Raw genomic sequence first — 7,308 nt, 5'->3', positions numbered from 1 at the left:
TAAAGGGAGCTACGCACAGCCTCGACTCCTACCCATCCGACCGCCGTGTCCCCCCTCCCCGTGTCTCCGCATCCCCCCTCCCCGTGTCTCCGTGTCCCCCCTCTCCGCGTCTCCGCATCCCCCCTCTCCGTGTCTCCGTGTCCACGCGACCAACCATTACCTGGCCGCCTCCAACAGGGTCTCGATCCGGTAGCCCGACTCCCGGCCAGCCTCGGCCAGCTTCTGGAGAATGGCATAGCGCTCAGCGATGGTCTCTCTGGCCTCGTCTTCCTCCATGCCGGATAGGGCATCGAGGATCGCCGGCAACATCAACCAGGCGCGTAGCTGCTCGTAGGCTTCCTTGTTGAACCAGAGAACCCCTTGATGACGATTAACCTGGAGGAACCGCTGCACATCCCGATCGCGCAGTAACCTGGTGAGGACAACCAACGCCTCCCGGCCGGCCGGGGCTTTGACATCAAACCAGTCCTGGTGACTGGCGAGCACCTTGATGAGGCTGACGGCATGCCAGGCTATACCTTCGTCCAGGCCTGCCTCCTGCAAAGCGGCAGCGATCTGGCGTCCCAACAGCCACTCGTCTATCAAACTGCGGCTGGACGCAGCCGGGTCGTCCGGGTCCACGACCTGCCCCAGGTCATGGACCATCAACCACCCGAGGGCCGTTCCCCAGATAACAATGCTCTCATCATGATGTTCTTTGAGCACAGCTGCTGTCGCCTTCAACTCAGGCATCTCTTCGGCCAGGTCGGGCAGACTCATGAAAAGTCCCAATTCCTCCGACATCTGACCCGCCAGCGACCTGCTATCGCCGCCTGTGTCGGCGAAGTTGGCGGCAGCCTCCGCCAGGCCCGCGGCCCGCTCACTCACTTCGACCAGGAACGCGCCATCGACCGATTCCTCACCAGTGATCATATCGGTCACCCGCTGAATCACATGACCGTTAGCAATCGACCTGAAGGGCTCAAGCACCGGCTGGAGCACAATCTCGGCCATGGCCTCTTCGATGTTGGGTACACCCCGACCATCGAGGTAACCCATCAAATGCCTGTAGCGGTTCAGCTGGTCGTCATGAACGACCCGGAAGTCGAGAAAGACGTGGTATTTGAAGGCGCCCAGTTCGATAAACATGCCCTCATCGTGAAGCTGAGCACAGTTACGAATATACTCTTGCCCTGTCACCTGATCGCGGAAGATGACAAATGCGTTGTTGTCACTGGGTAGCACCAGGCCTTGCGCCAACGTTTTCTGCTCCAGGTGCTTCTCTCCATCCGGGCCCTTGACAGCGTAGGCCGCCGAGGCGCGAATCCAGCCGCCGGCCTCCGCCCATTTATTGTGGTAAACGACCAGTCCGCGCTCCTCCCCCACCTGATTGGAATAGGCGAAGACATCCTCGTTCACCGATCCATCGGCGTTGAAGAAATCGTAGAGCAGGAAATTCCCGACCCCGGCAAAGAGGTATCGCTTGTGCAAAAGGGGAAATATCTCTCGCTCGTGCCGCTCGACCAGCCATTGTTTCGGCGTTTCATCGTAATAGGCCTTGCGATATTCCATGCCATATTTTTCGGTGTAGCCCTCCACCTGGCCGTGGCCAAACATGGGCAGACCAGGCATGGTCGCCAGTAAGGTACAGGTGCCGAAATACTTATCCCCCTCGCCAAATTGGGCCACTGCCGTATCCTCGTCGGGGTTGTTCATGAAATTCACGTAACGCTTGAGAATCTCAGGGTCGAATTCTACGGTGTTTTTGATGACCGACCTGTACTTGGCGTTTTCTTCGTTCTTGAGCATGTTCATGAATGCACTGTTGTAAACGCGGTGCATGCCCAGGGTACGCACAAAATAGCCCTCCATCATCCAAAACGCCTCGGCCAACAGCAGTGTATCGGGCACCTCGGCCGCGATTCGATCCACTACCTCACGCCAGAACTCCTCAGGAAAAGCCTCGTTGAACTGCTCCTTGCTCAGGCCGTACTCTGCCCGGGAGGGAATATCGCCACCGCTGCCAGGTTCGGGAAACCAAAGCCGCTGATAGTGGCGTTTGGCCAGGGTCATGGCAGCGTCGAAGCGAATAATCGGGAACATGCGAGCCACGTGTAAAATCGTTTGGATGACTCCTTCGCGCACCTCGGCGTTGAGGTAATTGAGCTGTGCCGTATCGTTCCATGGCATACTGGTACCATCATTGCCGTGGTAGACATATTTCGTATCCCCGGTCCATCGATCCACCCGCTTGAAAACCACCGCCGCGTCTGAGCGGGTATAGTAGTGATCCTCCAAATAGATGCCGACCCGCCCGTCCTCAGATAGATCAGGACCATCAAACGTGTAGGATGGGAAGGGGCTGTAATCCAGCGAAATGAACCAGTCGGGCTGTTCGAAGACCCAGCGTCCGTCGATTCCCACATGGTTGGGCACCATGTCACTGGCCAGCCGGATGCCCCGTTGCCATGCCCGATCCCGCAGGTCTTCGTAGGCTTCGTAGCCGCCCAGGTCATCCGCTATCTGGTAATCGTAGAGCGAGTAAGCAGAGGCCACAGCTTCGGGGTTGCCCATCATCTGCTTGATGCGCCTGGAAGCCTTGCTGCGCTCCCACAGGCCGATCAACCACAGGCCATTGAAACCCGACCGGGCCAGCGTATCCAATGCCTCATCAGGAATCTGATCCAGGCGGTAGAGCTTCTCGCCACAGGCCTTGCTCAACTGATCGAGCCAGACAAAGGCGTTTTTTGACAGCATGACTACCTTGGGCATCCAGAACTTGTCATGGCTGAACCGTTCCGGCTCCGGGTCCAGATGGGCAAAATCGGGCGCTGACGAGGGGCCAGGTCCAAAAAAGATAGGCTTTTCCTCTTCGGCGATCAGATCCAGCCCGGCCAGCAAGCGGTAGAGGCTTTTGCCCAGATAGGGCGCCCAGTTCTCACGGATATACTCTAACTGTCCTGACAAAGAGTGGGGAGAAGCCTTGGCAGGGGCCTCCAACAGGTCGATCAGGGTCATGCCGCCCGGACCGAAGGCAGGTTGCTCGGCGAAAAACTCTCGCAGGCCGTCGACGACTTCCCTGTAAGCTGTTTCCCTGGCCATTTCACTATCATCAAAAAACTCTCGATAGGGGGAAAAGGCAGGATTGTTGTTGGAGAGCCAGAGCAGCAGCATCTCCTCCAGAACTACTTCCTGGTTGGGGTCTTCGCCCGTTTGGCCTGCCAGGTACTGCTCTGCTGTCTGATTGCCCTGGTAAACCGTGGGTGCCGGAAATTCATCGGTGAAGTGCTGTTCAGTGCTCTGAACCGCTCCTTCTCCCACAATGCTCTCCACATAAGCCAGTCCCTCTGAAAGAGCGCCAGGATTGCCTTGCTGGCGGTAGGCAAGAATCATCAAGTGCATGAGTTCGTGAATCAGCGCCATGGCGTTGATCTGTCCTGCCTTCACCGCCTGCTCAGGAAAGCGCAGCAAATCATGCCGTTCATTGACGCGCTGGGTAAACTGCCGGGCTGCCCGAAAGTTGGCAAGCGCAATAGTTCCCCGGACAGAAAACAGGGACTCATCAAACAGGTATCGATCCCTGGCTGACCGGGATACGTGGAACTCGCGGTCATAGGCCGCGGGAATGGACAATTGGGAGTGCTTGCGTCGTCGCATTTTGTGCTGCCTCGCTTCTGGTTCCTGGCTGATTGGATCACACGGGAATTGTCATTAGAGTACCATATTACACTACCGGCAACAAGTTGTACGGGTGAGGTGACCTCGCCCGTACGCGCATTGGGTGGGTGGCGCGCAGGCCGTCCACGAATGGGGCCGCGAATGCACGAATGCCGGCGGTGGCAATCGCTGCATTTGACAGGAATGTGGGCACCGACTATCATCATTCCATGCTGATCAAGTTACTCAACCTCTCACGGCCGCCCGCGTTGATCCTGCTGGTGCTGTTGATCATGGCAGCAGGTTGCGGCGATGCCAAACCCACGGCTACGGCTACCGCCACAGCCACGCCGCGACCCGGCCAAAACAGCGGGGCCACATCTGTTTCCAGCCGGGAAGACGGCGGCGAAGCTGCCTCGGATGCTGGCGAGACGGCCTACCCTGAGCCGGCGGACGATCTCCCCCCAACGACGGAACCCACCAACACAGCAACACCGTCGGCGACGGCATCCCCATCACCCACCATCACGCCGAGGCCGACATCAACGCCAACAGGAACGCCGACGCTGACACCAACGGCCACCCTGCCTGCCAACCAACGACTCTCCGAAGCGCGAGCCTTGCATGACATGGGCAACTATGGCGCAGCCCGTCAGGCCTACGCCAACTTGCTCCGTGACCGGCCCGACGATCCGCAGATCTACGAAGCACGCTGGCGCTTGGGCCAGGCCTATCTTGAGGATGATCTACCGACCGAGGCGATCGTGGCCCTGGAGAAGGCCCGCGCAGAAGTGCCGGCCGAGCAGTTGCCACCCGAGACCGATTTCTGGTTGGCTCGGGCATACACCCAGGTCGTGGCACCCCAGCAGGCCATCGACGCCTACCGCCGCTACCTGGCGCAGGACGACACGCTGGCTGGCCCCGTCCATCTGCGCATTGCCCGCCTGATGCGCAGCACCGGCGACGACGAGGGCGCCATCGATGCCTATCAGCAAGCCATTGCTCAGGCACCCGACAACTTTGTCCTGTTCGCCGCCCGGGAAGAGCTGGCCGAGGTATATGCCGAAAAAGAATCATGGCAGAACGCACTGGCTCAGTTGGACCAGATCATTGCCCAGAGTCAATATGACCGGTATAAGGCTGAAATCCAGTTTCGAGCGGGCCAGATTCTGGAAAACGCCGGTGAGCCTGAGGCTGCAGCCTCCCGCTACCGGCAGGCCATCGAAGAATCGGAGCGCAGCGGCGTCACGGTCAGTGCTATCAACCAGCTCGATCTGCTCTCCCAGCCCGTCGACGAGTACACTCGGGCCCGGTTGCTGCTGGCCAATGGCTACGTAAGTGCCGGAATCCCGGCGATGTATGAGTACTTCGAGAAGACGCCAGAACATGCGGCCTATCCTCATGTTCTGGTGGCGGAAGCCTACTACGGACAGAGGGAGTACGAGTCGGCCCTGGCCGAGTGGCAGGGTTTGCTCGATACCCACCCGGAATACCCGGATCGGGCCGGCGTCCTGATCCGTATGGCAACGGCCCAGTATCGCCTCGATCGCGATGAAGTGGCCCGGGACCTCTACGCTCAGGCCGCCGAAGCCTCATCCGTCAGAGCGCCTGAAGCTCTTCTGGAGGCCGCTCAAATCGCGGAACGAAGCCACGATTGCGAGACGGCCGCGACCGAATATCTGGACATAGTCCGTCAATATCCCGCGTCTGCCCAGGCCGGTGAAGCCCTTTACCGGGGCGGCCTGTGCCAATATCGCCTCGGCCAAACGGGCAGCGCCGTCGAGTCATGGCAGCGACTGATCGACAGCTATCCTGGCAACACCTATGCCCACGCAGGACGTTTCTGGCTTGGCAAGGGGCAGTTGGAGCTGGGCGAAACCGACGCAGCTATCGAAACCTGGCAAGGTCTCCGGCCGGTAGCCCCGGACAGCTACTACACGGCGCGCGCGGCCGAACTGGCTGCACAGGCCGGCGTCGACGGGCCCCTGCAAAAAACGAGCAGTTCCAACGCCGACGAGGAAAGCCTGCAGGAGGAAGCTGATGCGTGGCTTGCCAACTGGGCTGCCCCCGGCGTCTCCGATCCCGCCACGTTGCGCCAACTGCCGGCTGAGCTTGCCGTGGATAAGCAGTTGCAGCGGGGTGCGACTTATCTTCGCGCCGGTTTGCGCGCCGAGGCCATCCGGGAATTGGATGCCGTGCGTGACCGCTACAAAAACGACCCGCTGGCCATGTACGCGCTGTCACTTTACTTCAGGGATTTGGGGGCATACCGCCACGCGACGCTGGCAGGAGTCCGGCTTGGCGCCCTCGCGCCTGATGGCCTCTTTGAATCGCCGGAGTTTGTCCAACGGCTTGCCTACCCCAACTACTTTGCCGACATGGTCGAGGCTGAAGGGTCTGCCTTTGAAGTTGATCCGCTGCTGATGTATGCCCTGATTCGCCAGGAGAGTTTTTTCGAACGGGGGGCCCGCTCCAGCGCCGCGGCCCAGGGATTGACCCAGGTGATCCCCAGCACCGCTGAGTGGATCGCCAGTGCGCTGGGTTGGTCCGGCTTCCAGGCAAGCGACATCTACAAACCTTACATCAATATCAAGTTCGGCACCTACTATCTGTCGGCTGCCCTGGACATGTTCGACGGCAATCCCTATGCGGCCCTGGTCGGTTATAATGCCGGGCCCGGCAATGCCCGTTACTTCCTGGACGAAGCCAATACCGACGACCACGACCTGTTCGTTGAAGAAGTTACGATTGCAGAACCGAAGCTCTACGTGCGACGGGTGCTGGCCCATTACGCCAACTACCGGCGGCTCTACGGAGACGGAGGAGGGCAATGAAACGCCAGTGGCTTGGCCTGATTGTTGTCAATGCCGTGATCTCCCTCTTAATCACACTTGGAGTTCTCTGGTTTGCAGTGAACCTGGGTTGGATCGATTCGGGCACCGAACCAACCCCTTTCGTCATCGTGCCGTCGACCGCAACGCCAGGGCCAACTGCGACAGCAACTGTTCCATTGACACCAACGCCGACCATTGCAAAAGGCATCTATGTCGTTCAACTGGGCGATTCCCTCCTGGCCATCGCCGAAAGACTGGATGTCGACCCGAAGATTCTGCTCAAGCTGAACGACATAGGCGATGCCAATCACCTGGTGACGGGGCAAGAGCTCCTGGTACCACTGGCGAGTCTGCCCACAGGAACCCCGACCCCAACGCCAACGACCGCTCCTTCGGCGACACCGACCCTGGTTGATATCCCGCAGCCGGGCCCCGAGGTGACCCTGCCAGTCACAACGACTGCGAGCGCCGATATCGAGGCCGAAGCGGCCATCACGGCGACCCTGCCGGTGACAGGCGTGCACGTCGTATTGCTTGGCGTGGCCTCGCCCGGCGACGTTCAAGCGGAAGCAGTAATCATCGAGAACCAGGGCGGCGAAGCTGTGCAACTGCGCAACTGGACGTTGGCGCACAGCAACGGGCCCCGCTACGTTTTTCCACCCTATATGCTTGTGCCAGGCGAAGCCATCTGGGTACATACAAGAGCCGGAATCGACGACATCGGCGATCTCCACTGGGCCCGGAACACTGCCGTTTGGAGCAGGGGAAGTGCGGCGATCCTGGCTAACATGTCGGGCGAGACCATGTCTGAGCTGACTATCAACAGTGAGAACTAATA

At 59.6% G+C, this 7,308-nt stretch carries 3 protein-coding genes; 2 read left to right on the top strand and 1 reads right to left on the bottom strand.

Annotated features, from left to right (window positions below; all coding sequences use genetic code 11):
- Positions 1 to 156: 156 nt before the first annotated feature.
- Complete coding sequence (locus U9R25_03795; protein ID MEA3335006.1) at positions 157 to 3,636, bottom strand: alpha-amylase family glycosyl hydrolase; 3,480 nt, start codon at positions 3,634 to 3,636, stop codon at positions 157 to 159.
- 179 nt (positions 3,637 to 3,815) lie between these two features.
- Between U9R25_03795 and U9R25_03790 the strand changes: the two genes are divergently transcribed.
- Entirely contained in the window at positions 3,816 to 6,470 is a 2,655-nt protein-coding gene (locus U9R25_03790) for a tetratricopeptide repeat protein (GenBank protein ID MEA3335005.1), read from the top strand.
- Positions 6,467 to 7,306 carry a lamin tail domain-containing protein gene (locus tag U9R25_03785; GenBank protein MEA3335004.1) on the top strand — a complete coding sequence of 280 codons (840 nt, stop codon included), beginning with the start codon at positions 6,467 to 6,469 and terminating at the stop codon, positions 7,304 to 7,306. The genes U9R25_03790 and U9R25_03785 overlap by 4 nt, the downstream gene beginning before the upstream one ends.
- Positions 7,307 to 7,308: the final 2 nt, after the last annotated feature.

Source organism: Chloroflexota bacterium, from assembly GCA_034717495.1.
GTDB lineage: Bacteria > Chloroflexota > Anaerolineae > JAAEKA01 > JAAEKA01 > JAYELL01.
Note: the sequence above shows the minus strand (reverse complement) of the source record. Positions and strands in the feature narration are given on the sequence as shown.

What these genes read in the sequence shown, in the direction of transcription:
- U9R25_03795 (MEA3335006.1), bottom strand. Translation starts at nt 3,636, where the DNA reads ATGCGACGACGCAAGCACTCCCAATTGTCCATTCCCGCGGCCTATGAC.
- U9R25_03785 (MEA3335004.1), top strand. Translation starts at nt 6,467, where the DNA reads ATGAAACGCCAGTGGCTTGGCCTGATTGTTGTCAATGCCGTGATCTCC.